This window comes from Phenylobacterium sp., assembly GCF_036495085.1.
Taxonomy (GTDB): Bacteria; Pseudomonadota; Alphaproteobacteria; order Caulobacterales; family Caulobacteraceae; genus Phenylobacterium.
The window spans coordinates 1-13,477 of sequence record NZ_DASXNL010000175.1; the positions used below are offsets into that span (position 1 = coordinate 1).

Below are 13,477 nucleotides of genomic sequence, written 5' to 3' on the forward strand. Positions count from 1 at the left end.
CCCGATTCCTAAGAACGGCCCCGCTGAGAAAGAAAACGCACAAAAGCCGGAAACGGCGCGCAACGCGAGCCTGGTGCAGGCATAGATCGGCGAAGGTTCCGGCTGTTCTTGGCGTCTCACGTCGCCAGGCTCCGCCCAGGCCGTCTGGACGCCGCCTCGCCGAACGGGTCGCTTGCGCTGAACGGCCGCGCCCCCAGTAACTGCGCATGTTTCTCCAGCACCGAGCCATAGCACTCGCACGTCCTGGCCTTCAGCGCTGGTCGATCGAGGATGTCGATCTGCCCTCTCACATAGCGAATTGTGCCGGCCGCCTGAAGGTGGCGGGCGACGCTGGTGACTGTGGTCCGCTGCACGCCCAGCATGAATCCCAGGAACTCCTGGGTCAACGCGAGACGGTCGCTGCGCGTGCGATCCTGAGTCATCAGCAGCCAACGGCAAAGGCGGGCCTCCACCGAGTGAATCGCGTTGCAGGCGACGGACTGCTGAACCTGCGCGGCGTTGGCTTGCGCGTGTCTGATGATCAGGCCCGTCATGGCCGTGCTGAGCGCCGCCGCGGCCCCCAACCGTGTGCTCGGCATCGTGATGCAGGGCCCGGGAACCTGGGCGATCACCCGATCGATAGCCGCTGCGGATCCGAGCGCGTTGAGCAGGCCATAGGCGCTTTCGTGGCCGATCGTACACGCCTCGACATCATGGCCATCGACCATGATGGTGATGACGGACAGGATCGCCGTCACCGGGAACCAGACACAATCGACGTCGGATCCTGGCAGGCAAAGCACGGCATTGCGCTCAAGATAACTATGCGCCAGGTAGGGCTTGAGCAGGTTGAAGTTCTCTACGGACAAGCTATCGAGAAAGTGATTACCGGTAATACCGTGAGCAAATTCCATGGTGCTGTCGCTTCTGGGCTGCCGCGCGCGTCCTAACCGGAATCATATATTTTGCGAAATTTGGGTCGACACCGGTTGGCTATAAGGGGTCTCCGCGTCAACGTCTGTCGGATCGACGACATATGGTGTCGCCCGTCCGCGAGATCCGCGCCTATCGTGAGGCTCAAAATTGCGAGAACCGACGTTTTTGATAGGGTATGAGTCTTCCGCCCGACAGACCTGCGAGGGCTGCGGCACGGTACGACGCCAACTTGTCCGTGGTGATGGTCTCGGGATGGATCGCCTGGTTCCTGAGCAGCCGGCGCAGCAATTTCAGCGCCGCATGTTTGTTCCTGCGCTTCTGGACCAGGACGTTCTGCACCTCGCCCATAGGAACATCCGGCGCCCGCCGATCTTTACAACCATCTCATCCGCGGCGGCCGGTCGGTGATGCGGGCGGGCGCGAAGCTATCAAACCGCGCAGAACCCGGCCGCCGACCGAGGCACGGGCGATCAGACCGCGCGTAGGGATCTAACCGGCCGTATTGAGCGCCGAGGCGCGGCCCTCATTGCGCCAAACTGGAGACCAGTTGCCGTTGGACTGACAGCACCCGCGTTGTCGATCAAGGGCGGCGCCGTGCACCTGTCCTGGAACATCGCGCATGGTGAAGACGGCTCGCGCCCGGATGACGCTGCTTTGGCGGGAATTCGGCGGCCCGTGCGTCATCCCACCCGAGCGACAAGGCTTCGGAACGCGGCTGATCACGCCGCTTCGGTCCGGAGAGCGCGGGGAAGACGCGTCTCGACTATCAGCCGGACGGCGTGATCTGCCTAATCGAAGTGAAATTGACCGGCGCGTCGGGAGACACCCTCATGCCGGTTTCGGGCGGTCCGATTTTGTCGGACCAGCGCCGCCGGCAAGCCGCAGGGCGCCTCGGCTGGCGGCCCGGGAACGGTCGCAAACCTGCGCCGTTATCGCCGCGAGGATGACGGGATGCGGCACGTTCGTTTCCATCTGCTGGATCGCCTTGGGCGCGTCCTGGGCGCCGTTGCCCCGGGCCCGCGCGCCGCCCGGGTCGTTGGGCGCATCCCGCCGGGATCTCGAAGCCGGAGCGCGCCCGGCGCGCGGGGGCGCGCCTGGGCGCCCGGGATCCCCCTCGCCTTTGCATCGCCTGACCGAAGGAGCACCTCATGGCCTCAACACCCGCGAAATCGTCTGGCGCGCGCAAGGCCCGCTCGGGGCGCAAGCGACGCACGGGCCGCCGCGACCCGCTGGCCGTCAGCCTGCTGAAGAAGGACCACCGCGAGGTCGAGGGCTGGTTCGACGAATACGAGCAGCTCGAGAACGACCGCGAGAAGCGGGAGCTCTTCAACAAGATCGCGCTGGCCCTGAAGGTCCACACGACCATCGAGGAGGAGATCTTCTATCCGGAAGAGCGCGGCGACGTCGAAGAAGACATGCTCGACGAGGCCTATGTGGAGCACGACGGCGCCAAGAAGTTGATCGCCGAGATCGAGGTGATGAAGCCCGCCGACGAGTTCTACGACGCCAAGGTCAAGGTGCTCGGCGAGTACATCAAGCATCACGTGAAGGAAGAAGAGCAACCCGGCGGCACCTTCTCCCAGGCCAAGAGGGGCGATGAGGATCTCGACGCTATGGGCGAGCGCCTGAAGGCCCGCAAGGCGGAGCTGATGGCGCAGATGGGCGGCCCGAAAGCAAATTGATCGAGGCGGGGCGGCGCAGGTTCCGCGCGGGCGTGGAGCTCGGGCGGGCCGCGGCGCCCGGGATGTCAGCGAGTTGAGCGATATGTCGAAGCCGATAAGTCCGCCGTCGGCCACGGGCCGCGGCGAGCGGGAGCTTCCCGCCTATGTGAGCAATGGATTGATCGGCTTGCGCGTGCCGAGCCTGGGGATCCTCAGCGGCATGGCGCTGCTGAACGGATTCGCGGGCGAGCACCCCGAACGCCATATCGAGAGCGCGGCTGTCGTGCCCTATCCGCTGTTCGCCGATCTGGCGGTGGATGGGGTCTGGCTTTCCGACGCGCCGCACCAGGCCTTCGACCTGGAGCAGGTTTACGACTTCGCGACCGGGGAGCTCACCAGCCGGTTCAAGTTCCGGGCTTCAGGCCGGGTGCTGGTCTGCGATACCGTGGTGTTCGCGAGCCGCGAGGACCCGACCCTCGTCTGCCAAGAACTCACGGTGCGCGCCGACGGGCCCTGCGAGCTCTCGCTGCGCGCCGGGCTCGACGCGCGCGGCATCGATGGCCGCGCGCTGCGGGCCCTTCGCGATACACCAGGCGCCGCGGAGACCACCTGTGACGGCGCGCTGCTCTGGGAAAGCGCTGGCGCCTTCGGCAAGGCGGGCTGCGCCTACGTCACCCGGCTGAGCGGCGGGACGTCGGGCGATGTGGAGCCCCAACGGCCCGAGCTGGCCGGCAACCGCCTCACCTCGACCTATGGCGTGCGCGCCACCGGACGCACGGTCTACCGCCTGGAGCAGGTCGCGGCCCTGGTCCCGAGCGTCTTGCACAGCCAGCCTGACCGCCAGGCCGCCCGGATGGCCGCCAAGGCGCGGTTCGACGGGTTTGCGGCCCTGCGCGACGAGAACCGCGCGGCCTGGCGAGCTCTGTGGAAGAGCCGCATCCGCCTGGTCGGGGCGGACCGCCGCTGGCAGGCCCTGGCGGACGCGGCCTTCTTCTACGTCAATACGTCCGTACACAGATCATCCCCCGCGTCGACGTCGATCTTCGGCTTGGCGACCTGGCACGACTATCACTACTATTATGGCCACGTGATGTGGGACATCGAGGCGTTCGTGGCGCCGGTCGTCTCGCTTATTCAGCCGCACGCCGCCCAAGCCCTGCTGGACTACCGGCTCAGCACGCTGCCGGCCGCGCGCGGCAATGCCAAGCTGTTCGGCCGGGGGGGCGCGCAGTTCGCCTGGGAGAGCGCGCCGTCCACCGGCGAGGAAGCGACGCCGCTGCCCGGCCGCAGCGCCTGGCACGAGGACCATGTGTCACTGGACGTCGCGCGCGCCTTCGTCCTGCACGGCGACGTCACCGGCGACGAGGCGTTCCTGCGCGACAAGGCCTGGCCGGCGCTCTCGGCGGTCAGCGCTTGGATCGTGACGCGAGTGACGGAGACCCCACGCGGCTTCGAAGTGCGCGAGTCCATGGGAATCGCCGAGCGTGAAGAGACGGTCGACAACGCGGCTTTCACCAACATGGCGTGCGTCGTCGTCCTGAACGCTGCAGCGGCGCTGGCGCGGCGCCTGGGCCGGCCGGCCGATCCGCGTTGGGCGGAGATCGCGGCGCGGATCTACCTGCCCCGCCGAGGCAAGCAGTTGCTGTCGCACGATGGCTTCCGGTTCAACGAGGAAAAGGGCGCGACGCCGGACCCGCTGATGGGTCTCTGGCCTTTCAACTACCCCGCGGCCCCGGACGTCGCGGCCGCGACGCTCGACGCCTATCTCGCCCACGCGCAGGCCTATGTCGGCAGTCCGATGCTGTCGGCCCTCTATGGCGTCTGGGCGGCGCGGCGCGGCGACCGGGCGCTCGCCCTGAAGCTGTTCGACGATGGCTACGCGCAGTTCTCGGCCGGACGCTTCGATCAGATCCTCGAGTATCGCGCCGACCGGTTTCCGGAACAGCCGATGGCCGGGCCCTTCTTCGCCAACATGGGTGGCTTCCTGTCCGGCCTGCTGTTCGGCCTGCCCCGCCTCACGCCCAGCGCGGCCGAGCCCACAACCTGGGCGCGCGAGCCGGTCGTGCTGCCGGCCGGTTGGGACGCCATTGAGGTCGATGAACTGATCTTGCGCGGTCAGCGTCTGCGGCTGGTGGCGCGACACGGCGAGGTCGCCACCCTCACCCCGGTCTAGAGCCGGCGATGGTCGAAGCCCCGGACGACGACTTCGTGTGGTGGAAGCACGGCGTCATCTACCAGGTCTATCTGCGCTCCTTTCAGGATACCGACGGCGATGGCATCGGCGATCTTGAGGGCGTCATCCGCCGCCTCGACGCCCTGGTCGCCCTCGGCGTCGACGCGATCTGGCTGTCGCCCTTCTACGCCTCGCCGATGAAGGACTTCGGCTACGACGTCCGCGACCACGTCTCGGTGGATCCGGTGTTCGGCGACCTGGAGGTCTTCGAGCGCCTGGTGCGCGCCGCACACCGACGGAGCCTCAAGGTCATCGTGGACTTCATACCGAACCACACCTCCGATCAACACCTCTGGTTCCGTGAAAGCCGCTCCGATCTTAGCAATCCCCGGCGCGATTGGTACGTTTGGCGCGACCCCGCGCCCGGCGGTGGCCCACCCAATAACTGGCGCTCGGAGTTCGGGGGGCCGGCCTGGACCTTCGATCCGGGCCGCGGGCAATATTACTACCACGCCTTCCTGCGCGACCAGCCGGACCTCAACTGGCGCGAGCCGCGTGTCGCTCAGGCGATGGAACATGTGCTGCGCTTCTGGCTGGATCGCGGCGTCGACGGCTTCCGGGTGGACGCCATCCACCATCTGTTCGAGGACGCGGCGCTGCGGGACAATCCGCCGAACCCGGACTGGCGCGAAGGCATGCCGGAGGCGGAGCGCTGGCTGCGCATCCACACCATCGACCAGTCGGAGGTGCACGGGCCGGTCGCCGAGATGCGCCGCTTCGTCGACAGCTACGAAGACGGCCGCATCTTGATCGGCGAAGCCTATCTGCCGCTGGACCGGCTGATGGCCTATTACGGCCCGGCGCAGGACGGCTTTCATCTGCCCTTCAATTTTCACCTGATGTCGACGCCGTGGACGCCGCGGGCGATCGCCGATCTCGTCTCGGCCTACGAAACCCGCCTGCCCGCGCATGGCTGGCCCAACTGGGTGCTCGGCAACCACGACCGTTCGCGGCTGGCGAGTCGGCTCGGGCCGACACAGGCCCGCGTGGCCGCCATGCTGCTGCTCACCCTGCGCGGCACCCCTACCCTCTACCAGGGCGACGAGCTGGGCCTCACAGACGTGCCGATCGCCCCGGACCAGGTGCGCGACCCCTGGGAACTTAACTTGCCCGGGCAGGGCCACGGACGTGATCCCGCCCGCACGCCCCTCCCGTGGACCGCGGGCCCGGGCGGCGGTTTCACCACCGGAACCCCATGGCTCCCCCTGGGGCCGGTCGGCCCGGAGACCCATGCCGAGGCGCAGGCTGCAGACCAGACGTCAGTGCTCGCCTTTTACCGACGGCTGCTGGCGTTCCGACGGTCGAGCAGCGCGCTGACCCGGGGAGACTATCGGCCGGGCGAGGTCACCGCGCGGACGCTCAGTTACGACCGGTGCTGGCGCGACGAGCGGCTCCGGATCGTCCTGAATCTCTCGGCTGAGCCGGAAACGGTCGCCGCGGACGGCGACCTCGTGCTGTCGACCGGCCGGCTCATCCCGCGGCGCATGGGAAGAATCTCCGTGCGCGGCGGTGAAGGCGTCATCCTGCGGCTCGCCGGTCCCTGAATCGTTCCCCGGCGTGAAACTCCGGCGCCCGCAGCCGGTTGATGAGGCATGGCGGCGATCCCCGACGACAGGCGCGAAGACAGGTCCGAGCGGGAGACCTGGCCGTTGTCGGGCGATCCCGGCGCGACGTCGCGTCGGAAGGATGAAGCAGGCCCGGGGCCGGTGACCGGCGTCCCGCAACCGGCCGCGGGCGGCCCGCCCCCGCGCCCGGCCACGGGCCCGGGAAGCATCATCTCCGCAGACAATTGAGCGGTCCGCCGCGGCCAGGGGAAACCCGGCAGGCGGCGCCGACCGCCATGGGGTGGCGGCCACGACGGTGTCCGACCTGCGCTGGTCGGTCTTCAGCTTGCAGGCCTTGGCGAACGCCCCGTGGGGCGACAGGTCTTGAAGGCCCGGCTGACCGCCTCGGCCTTGGGTCCATCCGGTCCGGCGCTTCGGCGCTCGGCCCGCCCGGTGGCCTTCGTATCGGTCTTGGACGCGGAGCCCCGGCGCCGCCCCGCGGTTGAGCCGCGTTGGCCTCGCGGCCCTTGGTGTTGTCGTCAGTCGTCCGTCCTCGCCCCTTCCACGGTGGCGCCTGCCGGCGCGTTAAGTTCGATGCGCACGCCGTTGGGATGCGCAGCCTGGAACGGCTGCTGGGCTGCACCGTTCGGCTCTCGATGGCCAAGCGGCATGACGGGAGTGAAGACAAGGACGCCCAGCGCGCGCCGGGGCGCACGGCCCTGCTGCTGATCGATGTGATCAATCCCTTGGATTTCGTCGACGCCGACGCCCTGGCGCCATCCGCGTTCGTCGCGGCGGACCGCATCCGGCGGCTGCGGGACGACGCGGACCGGCTCGGCGTGCCCGTCGTGTACGTCAATGACAACTACGGACACTGGACCTCGGAGCGGGAGAAGATCATCACCGAGATTCGCGCCGCCAGCGCGGGTGCAGAGCGCCTTGTGGCGCAGCTCGCGCCGCGACCGCACGACTACTTTGTGATCAAGCCGCAGGTCTCGGGATTCTACGCCACCAACCTGCCGGTGCTGCTGCCGCGGCTGGGGGCTTCCCGCACGGTTCTCGCGGGCTTCGCCCTCGACATCTGCGTCCTGTTCACCGCCGCGGACGCCCACATGCGCGACTATGACCTTTGGATTCCGCGCGATGCGGTGGCCGGCGCCCACAGCGAGCGGACGACCTGGGCGCTGGAGATCCTTGAACACAGCTTCGGCGCGGAAACCGCCCCGACGGGGGAGCTCAGCCTGCAGGCCTGGATCGACCGTGGCTGACGTTCGACCACCGCCCGGCATCTGGATCGGGACTTCAGGCTGGAACTACAAGGCCTGGCGCGGTCCCTTCTATCCCGACGCGCTCGCGGCGAGCCGATGGCTCGCGGTCTGCTTGATCTGGTCGGAACGCGCCGCGCCGGCCTTACCAATGGCATCGGCCTCGCGATCGGCTTGCGACTTGCTGCAGCCAGTAAGGGCCAGTAGAGCCAGCGGCGACGATGGTCCGTCTCATGATTTTTGCGCTGAGCATGTCTTCTAGTCCTATGAGGCGCGGGCGCGCCAAGGCTCCGCCGGCGGCCACCAGCCCGCGGCAGAGCCTAAGGCGGCCGGGCCTACCGGGCAGACCCCGCGGGCCCGCGGGGTAGATCCTCGCGGCCATCGTCCCCGCGCACGCCGCGGTGGCGGTCGGCGCGTTCGTCATCCAGGTCTACCTCGGTGTGGCGTACGGTATCCTCGACGGTCTCCGTCCGCTCGTCGACGTCCTTGCGCACCCGCAGCTCCTCGGTGACCACTGTCTCCTTGCCGACAACGGGTTCTTCGCCGCGCTCGGTCACCTCGAAGCTGCGCTCCTCGAAGACGCCCGGCGTCTGCCCGGCTGTGCGTTCGTTCACTGGAGTCCGCTCGACGGATACGTGCTCCTCGCGCAGGTTCACCTCTTGGCGAACCGGCTCCTCAACGACGTAGGAACGCACGCGAACCGTCCCGCGCTCGACCTCACGTTTGCCGACCGCCAGTCGCTCCTCGGCGATCGGGATTACGCCGTCGCCCTCGGACCGCTCGTCACTCTGCCGGCTCGCCGCGCCGGCCCAGCCGGAGCCGCGCCATTCCTGCTCGCGGGCGTCAAAATCTACGGCTCCGCTCTGGTCGAGCAACTGCACGACCTGGTCAACTTGGTCCTCCCGCACGCTTGCGGTCAGCAGGCAGCCGCCCCGACGCATGCCCTCGGAGTACGCGTGGCGATCTTCGTCGGCCATGAAGAAGTGCTTGATGCTTTCAATGATGCCGTCGCCATGGTGGGTTTCGGATGCGGCTGACGATTGTCCGTCCGTGGACGAAATATGCACACCGTCCGCCGGAATACCGGCGGAGACGAGCTGATCTCGCGCCCGCTCGGCGTCATCGCGGCTGTCGTACATTGCAGTAAGCGTTCTAGTCATTGCTGATCCTTTCATTTGTAGGTCGGTCTTCGGCGGTTGATCCCGCTGGACGTCCACATGCGTGCGGAGAAGCGTGACCCTCTCCTCGTAGGGCTCAACTATGGTCCGTCGTTTCACGTGAAGTTCCTGGCGTAGAACGAGGCGCTTCTCGACGACGAGAACCTCCTCGAAGAGCGGAACAATCAGTGTGTCCCCCTCGGTCCGCACCTGAGGAGGCGTGCTCACTTCCCGGTCGACCTGAACCCACTCCACCTGCACATCCTCACGCGCCAACTCCTCGCGGACCCAGGCGGGCTGCGGCTCGACACGGGTGCTGATGCGGACTCGATCGGTCTCCACCACCCGCTTGTCGACGCGCAGCCGCTCTTGAGCGACGGGAATCGTCGAATGAGTATCTGATTTGGACTTCACTGTATTTCGTTGCCCTGAAGACAGCTTTTCAACGGTGTCACCCGCTCCTCGTTCCAAGCTGAGCAGTAATATACGACCACTATTCTGTATTGTTATGGCCGCACGCAGAACTCGGCTACCGGGCGCTCACGCCACCCGACTTGACCATTCTGCCGCCGGCGCCGCGTGGAGCTCCGGCACGCCCGCGCGTCGGAATGGTTCAAGTTCACGACGACCGAGGCCGTCGTCGTCCCCGACATGCGCGTCAGCCGGGTCGGCCAGGTTGAGGCCGTTTGAACTGACAATCACCTGCTTCTTCACGAGGCTGGAGCCGGTGGGCTCGCCCGGGGCGCGCTGCAGGCCCGCGATCCTACCGCGCCGCCATGAAGGTCGGCCGCTGGCGCAACAATCGAGCTGAGAATTCACACGAGCCGTTCCGAAGCCGGGGGCGGGCGATGGAGCGATTCCGGCGAATGAAGACCGTCCAGAAGTTCAGCTCCGTCCATGCCCCGGTCCACGACCACTTCAACCAGGAGCGCCACCTCATCAGCCGAGACCTTTACCGGGAACGACGCTCAGCCGCCCCGGCGGAATGGCGGTCCCTCGCGGCCTGAAGCCAGCTCTCCCCTGCCCCCTTACTGCGCCAAGTGGAGACAAGTTCGCGTTAGACTGACAGCACCGCTGGGACGCCTGCGTCCGCGAGCAGAACGAGGCGTTGCTGGCACGGTTCGAAACCAGAACCGGAGGGAGCGCCTCGGGATATCCCGTTGACATATCCCACCTGGGATATACGTTGGTGATATACTGAGGAGTTCCGCCCATGACGCGAACAACCCTTTTCCAATCCAATCGCTCGCAAGCCGTGCGTCTCCCCAAGGACGTCGCCTTCCCGGCCGGAGTCAAAGCCGTAGCGGTGCTGCGGGAGGGCGTCCGCCGCGTCATCGTGCCAGCCGACTCGGTTTGGGACGACTTCTTCGACAGGCCTGGGATCGACCTTGGCGACCGCGACCAGCCGCCGGCGCAGGAGCGAGAGCCGTTCTGATGCTCCGCTATATGCTCGACACGAACCTGTGCATTCGGGTCTTGCGGGACCGCCCACCAAGGTTGCGCGCACGGTTCAATCAAGAGTCGGACAGCCTGTGCATCTCCGCCATCGTCATGACTGAACTCCTGCACGGCGCGGCCAAATCCACCCGGCCTGAGGACAATCGCCGGGAGGTCGAGCACTTCGCCGCCCGCCTGGAGGTGCTGCCCTTTGATGTCGATAGCGCCGGACATGCGGCCGACATCAAGGCTGCGCTGGAAAGGCGCGGCCAGATCATTGGCCCCTACGACCTCCTAATCGCCGGCCACGCTCGCAGCCGTGGGCTCGTGGTGGTCACCGGCAATCTGCGTGAATTCACGCGGGTCGAGGGCTTGCGGGCCGAGGACTGGCTGCCCCAAGCTTAGCAACCTCATGCTTGTCAGGCTTGATCACGATCCCCCCGACAGCCGCTCAAGCGGCATATTCGGAGACGAATTAGCGTTAGACTGACAGCACCCTGCCGCAGGTTCTCGGCGATCTGCGGGCCGAAACTTGATCGCCCAGGCAGCGAATGGTCTCGTAGCTCACCTCGATAACCCGCTGGGCGGGCAGTTTCTCGACGTCGCGATCATCGTGAAGCGGAAATAGAGCCCGACGGCGTAGCGGATCACATCGGCCGGGACCCTATGCCGCTTGAATGAGATGCGGCGCATCGACTGGCTCCACGCAGGCCCGCCGGGCCCGAAGTGGAGACTTGTCAGCGTTGGGCTGACAGCACCGATCGTCTCACGATCATTGCGCGGCCTGGTGTTCCCGCCCCATATGGCGCGCGTGCTCCTGCCGTCGACGCCCCGCCCGCAGCGCGTCCGCAGCCGCCGCCGAGCCCTGGCTGCCCGGCTGCACGCGAGACGCGCTTGGCGCATGACCCTGATCGTCGCCGTGGCCATGCTTGGCGGCCTGGCGGCGGCCGGGTACACGCGGCTCTGTGACCTGATGATGGAGGCGCATGGGCGGCTGTACGGCGCCTCGCGCTGGCCGACGCTATTGCTGCTGCCTATAGGCTTCGGCGTAGTGGCGTGGCTCACCAAGCGGTTCGCGCCGGAGGCAAGCGGCAGCGGCATTCCCCAGGTGATCGCCGCGGCCGAACAGCGTTGGACGGGCCGCTGGGGCGGGCAGCGCGTGACTCTGCGGACGGCCGTTTGGAAAGTCGTGCTCTCGGCGCTGGTGCTTGTCTGCGGCGGCTCGATCGGGCGCGAAGGCCCTACCGTTCAGGTGGTGGCGGGGATCCTGCGGTCGCTGACCCGCGGATTGAGGGGCGGCCCCGGGCGGCGCGCCATCATTATCGCCGGCGGCGCGGCGGGCGTGGCGGCGGCGTTCAACACGCCGATCGCCGGCGTCGTCTTCGCGGTGGAGGAGTTGGCCAAGAGCTTCGAGCGGCGTACCAACACCGCAGTGATCCTGGTGGTGGTGGTCGCGGGTTTCACCTCCTACGCCCTGCAGGGCGACTACGCCTATTTCGGTGTGCAGGGCGGCGAGCCCGCGCTCAGCTCCGCCTGGCTGGCGGCGCCGATGATCGGAATCGTCGGCGGCCTGTTCGGCGGCCTCTTCGCGCGCGCGCTGGCCGTCGTCATCGGTCCCGGCGACAACGCGATCGCCCGCTGGCGGCGCGCCCGGCCGGTGACCTTCGCCGTCCTCTGCGGTGTAGCGGCCGCCTTGTTCGCGGTCGTCTCCGGCGGTCTCACCTTTGGGGCGGGCTACGCCGAGGCCAAGTCATTGTTGCTGGATCACTCCCAGCGGGGGCTCGGCTTTGCGGTCTGCAAGTTCGGGGCGAGCCTGGCGGCGGCGATCTCCGGCGTCCCGGGCGGCATCTTCGCGCCATCGCTCGCCACCGGCGCTGGCCTGGGCGCGGCCTTCGCACACCTCGGGTTTGCATTCGGCGGCCGCGACGCTGTGGTTCTGGGGATGACCAGCTACCTGTCGGGCGTCGTGCAAGCCCCGCTCACCAGCGCCGTCATCCTGATGGAGATGACCCGCGATCCGGTTCTGGTCGGGCCGCTGATGCTGGCGGCGCTCTTGGGGCGCTGGGCATCGGGGCTGGTCATGCCGGAGCCGATTTATCACCTGCTGGCGGCGAACTGGCGGCGAGCGCCGGAGAAAGCTGAGCGCCGCAGCCATGAGCGCAGCCGTCCTGAAGGAGCGTCGTAAGCCGTCGCCGACCCCTCTGCCGAGTTGTTGTCAGCCCAAACTTAGCGGCGCTTCCAAGGCAGCATGCGCCGCGCCGGGAAACTGGCGGAGCGTTCGGCGACTGACGAGATGAGGCTGGCCTTGCGCCGATACGAGCGCGCCAATTCCGGGTCGTGACATTCTGAAAGCCCCACGAGGCCCGCCAGAAAACGGCGATCGCCCTGTGATCGCTGTCGCCATTTGGTGGGGCGCACGCACCACGCTCATGTGGGTCGCGTGGGCGCGGAGCCGAGCTCGCGCAGATTTCTGAGAGGCCCGCCGTTCCGGAGCCCGAGATCATGTCGCTCGCGCCAGTCCCCAGGTCCCGCGTCCCACCGCGCCGCCGTCCGCCCCCATAGTCATCCTCTGGGCCGGCGCTGCGGCGGTCGTGCCCACGCTGATCAGGCTGGCCGTCGATCACGTGGTATCCGACATCACCATCTTCCCGGCCTACTTCCCGTTTGTCGTGGCCGCTGCAGCGTTCCCAGGCTGGCGCAGCGCCGTCGTCGCGACGATCCTTTCCGCCCTCGTGGCCAACTTCATGTTCATGGGGGACGGCTTCACGTTCTCCGTCTCCGTGCCGGATATCGTCAGCACTCTGCTGTTCCTGCTGTCCGCGGTCGCCGTGATCGTCGGCGTCGAAAGGCTCAAATCCGCCGCCCACGCCGCCGCCCTCCACCAAGGGACGTCACGCCTCGACGGGGCCTTGAGCCGCCCATTGGCGAGGGGCATTGGCATCCTGCTCGCCGCCTCCCTGGCGCATCCGTGACGCCAGGACAGGCGTCCGGCGGTGGAACACACCGTCGCTGCGCGTCGAGGGTGGCCGTCAGGCGCCCGATGAAGCGCGAACTCCTCAGTGGATTTCCTCCCTGGGAAATCCCCCGGCTTCAGCCGGGGGAAGATGTTAAAGCCACCCTGCCGATGCCCGTGCGGCGCCCGATGCGCGAGGATTTCCAGGCAGCGCAGCGTTTTCCATAGGGCGTACTGCTGATGCCGCGCGCCCGGGTAACCGATTCCACCCACCCCGCGGCCTTGCCCTCGGGGGCCCACAGGCTCCTCCCG

12 protein-coding genes and 1 pseudogene are annotated in these 13,477 nt (G+C 67.6%); 9 read left to right on the forward strand and 4 right to left on the reverse strand.

Annotated features, from left to right (window positions below):
- Positions 1-116: 116 nt before the first annotated feature.
- Together VGI62_RS19750 and VGI62_RS22500 are read right to left on the reverse strand one after the other, a co-directional pair.
- Positions 117-893, reverse strand: a complete 777-nt coding sequence (locus VGI62_RS19750; RefSeq protein WP_331506281.1) for a Crp/Fnr family transcriptional regulator — start codon at positions 891-893, stop codon at positions 117-119.
- Positions 894-1,056: 163 nt separating this feature from the next.
- Entirely contained in the window at positions 1,057-1,263 is a 207-nt protein-coding gene (locus VGI62_RS22500; RefSeq protein ID WP_414695711.1) for a DDE-type integrase/transposase/recombinase, read from the reverse strand.
- Positions 1,264-2,063: 800 nt separating this feature from the next.
- Here VGI62_RS22500 and VGI62_RS19760 point away from each other — a divergent pair.
- From VGI62_RS19760 to VGI62_RS19775, 4 genes are all read left to right on the forward strand, one after another.
- Positions 2,064-2,597 carry a hemerythrin domain-containing protein gene (locus VGI62_RS19760; RefSeq protein ID WP_331506282.1) on the forward strand — a complete coding sequence of 178 codons (534 nt, stop codon included), beginning with the start codon at positions 2,064-2,066 and terminating at the stop codon, positions 2,595-2,597.
- 82 nt (positions 2,598-2,679) lie between these two features.
- Positions 2,680-4,749, forward strand: a complete 2,070-nt coding sequence (locus VGI62_RS19765) for a glycoside hydrolase family 65 protein (RefSeq protein WP_331506283.1) — start codon at positions 2,680-2,682, stop codon at positions 4,747-4,749.
- 8 nt (positions 4,750-4,757) lie between these two features.
- Entirely contained in the window at positions 4,758-6,353 is a 1,596-nt protein-coding gene (locus VGI62_RS19770; protein WP_331506284.1) for an alpha-amylase family glycosyl hydrolase, read from the forward strand.
- A 611-nt stretch (positions 6,354-6,964) separates the two neighbouring features.
- Positions 6,965-7,621 carry an isochorismatase family cysteine hydrolase gene (locus VGI62_RS19775; protein WP_331506285.1) on the forward strand — a complete coding sequence of 219 codons (657 nt, stop codon included), beginning with the start codon at positions 6,965-6,967 and terminating at the stop codon, positions 7,619-7,621.
- A gap of 332 nt (positions 7,622-7,953) precedes the next feature.
- Here VGI62_RS19775 and VGI62_RS19780 read toward each other — a convergent pair whose 3' ends face one another.
- Positions 7,954-9,246: a YsnF/AvaK domain-containing protein gene (locus VGI62_RS19780; protein WP_331506286.1), complete on the reverse strand. Its 1,293-nt coding sequence runs from the start codon at positions 9,244-9,246 to the stop codon at positions 7,954-7,956.
- 305 nt (positions 9,247-9,551) lie between these two features.
- On the opposite strand from VGI62_RS19780, the gene VGI62_RS22505 reads away from it, so the two are divergent.
- The 3 genes from VGI62_RS22505 (at position 9,552) to vapC (ending at position 10,617) form a co-directional block, all read left to right on the forward strand.
- Complete coding sequence (locus VGI62_RS22505) at positions 9,552-9,782, forward strand: DDE-type integrase/transposase/recombinase (protein WP_414695712.1); 231 nt, start codon at positions 9,552-9,554, stop codon at positions 9,780-9,782.
- A 206-nt stretch (positions 9,783-9,988) separates the two neighbouring features.
- On the forward strand, positions 9,989-10,210 hold the full coding sequence (gene vapB / locus VGI62_RS19785) for a type II toxin-antitoxin system VapB family antitoxin (protein ID WP_331506287.1): 222 nt from the start codon (positions 9,989-9,991) through the stop codon (positions 10,208-10,210).
- Positions 10,210-10,617, forward strand: coding sequence for a type II toxin-antitoxin system tRNA(fMet)-specific endonuclease VapC (gene vapC / locus VGI62_RS19790; RefSeq protein WP_331506288.1), 408 nt, complete (start codon positions 10,210-10,212; stop codon positions 10,615-10,617). The genes vapB and vapC overlap by 1 nt, the downstream gene beginning before the upstream one ends.
- Before the next feature lie 92 nt (positions 10,618-10,709).
- On the opposite strand, the pseudogene VGI62_RS22520 reads toward vapC, so the two are convergent.
- A pseudogene (locus tag VGI62_RS22520) lies at positions 10,710-10,905 on the reverse strand (IS6 family transposase); the annotation flags it as partial.
- Positions 10,906-11,113: 208 nt separating this feature from the next.
- On the opposite strand from VGI62_RS22520, the gene VGI62_RS19795 reads away from it, so the two are divergent.
- Positions 11,114-12,397 carry a chloride channel protein gene (locus VGI62_RS19795; protein WP_331506289.1) on the forward strand — a complete coding sequence of 428 codons (1,284 nt, stop codon included), beginning with the start codon at positions 11,114-11,116 and terminating at the stop codon, positions 12,395-12,397.
- Positions 12,398-12,776: 379 nt separating this feature from the next.
- On the forward strand, positions 12,777-13,184 hold the full coding sequence (locus VGI62_RS19800; RefSeq protein WP_331506290.1) for a DUF4118 domain-containing protein: 408 nt from the start codon (positions 12,777-12,779) through the stop codon (positions 13,182-13,184).
- Positions 13,185-13,477: the final 293 nt, after the last annotated feature.

Coding starts and splice junctions, on each gene's coding strand:
- VGI62_RS19760 (WP_331506282.1), top strand. CDS start 2,064: ATGGCCTCAACACCCGCGAAATCGTCTGGCGCGCGCAAGGCCCGCTCG.
- vapB (WP_331506287.1), top strand. CDS start 9,989: ATGACGCGAACAACCCTTTTCCAATCCAATCGCTCGCAAGCCGTGCGT.
- VGI62_RS19770 (WP_331506284.1), top strand. CDS start 4,758: ATGGTCGAAGCCCCGGACGACGACTTCGTGTGGTGGAAGCACGGCGTC.
- VGI62_RS22500 (WP_414695711.1), bottom strand. CDS start 1,263: ATGGGCGAGGTGCAGAACGTCCTGGTCCAGAAGCGCAGGAACAAACAT.
- vapC (WP_331506288.1), top strand. CDS start 10,210: ATGCTCCGCTATATGCTCGACACGAACCTGTGCATTCGGGTCTTGCGG.
- VGI62_RS19775 (WP_331506285.1), top strand. CDS start 6,965: ATGCGCAGCCTGGAACGGCTGCTGGGCTGCACCGTTCGGCTCTCGATG.
- VGI62_RS22505 (WP_414695712.1), top strand. CDS start 9,552: ATGAAGGTCGGCCGCTGGCGCAACAATCGAGCTGAGAATTCACACGAG.
- VGI62_RS19750 (WP_331506281.1), bottom strand. CDS start 893: ATGGAATTTGCTCACGGTATTACCGGTAATCACTTTCTCGATAGCTTG.
- VGI62_RS19765 (WP_331506283.1), top strand. CDS start 2,680: ATGTCGAAGCCGATAAGTCCGCCGTCGGCCACGGGCCGCGGCGAGCGG.
- VGI62_RS19795 (WP_331506289.1), top strand. CDS start 11,114: ATGACCCTGATCGTCGCCGTGGCCATGCTTGGCGGCCTGGCGGCGGCC.